Source organism: Pseudomonas sp. P4_C3 (assembly GCF_056402075.1).
The window spans coordinates 1-641 of sequence record NZ_JBFUIC010000776.1 but is presented as its reverse complement, the minus strand read 5'-3'; the positions used below and the strand labels follow the sequence as shown (position 1 = coordinate 641).

Annotated in this window: 1 protein-coding gene; it reads left to right on the top strand. The window is 54.3% G+C overall.

From position 1 onward, the window contains the following. Positions 1-641 (top strand): ABC transporter substrate-binding protein (locus AC1DVH_RS32385; RefSeq protein WP_477757208.1); only part of this gene is annotated, 641 nt, incomplete at both ends.

Sequence of the window (641 nt, the reverse complement as noted above, 5' to 3'; positions counted from 1 at the left end):
GACCTGGACCTTCAAGCTGCGGCACGGCGTTAAATTTCATGACGGTTCGGCCTTTAATGCCGCAGCGGTCAAAAAGTCCATTGATTACGTCAAGGAGCTGAAACAGGGCGCTGCATTTGTATGGAAAGGTCTGGATGCCGTCGAGGCCCTCGCTGACGATACGGTAGTGCTCAAGTTTAAGAGTCCCACTCCGGCCAATCTGATCGCGGCAGGTCAGTATGCCGCTTACATCATTGCCCCGGCGGCGGTGGAGAAAGGTCATGACTGGATGATGGCTCCCAACGCCATCGGTACCGGTCCCTACAAACTTGGGCAGGTCGAACAGGGCCAGCAAGTGGTGCTTGAGCGATTCGATGGCTACTGGGGAGGTTGGAAAGAAGGGCAATTTGATCGGGTTATCGTGAAGGTCGTATCCGAAGCCGCCACTCGTACCCAGATGATCAAAAATGGCGAGGCCGGTGTCGCTTGGGATATCCCTCTTGATCAGCTCAAGGTGTTGGGAGAGAACCCCTCCATCAAGGTGAGCACCGCGCCTTCGTGGAAGAACTTTCAGTTTTTGATCAATACCCAGAAGTACCCTACGAACAACCTGGCATTTCGTCAGGCGCTGCAGTACCTCTGGGACTATGAAAGTGTCACCA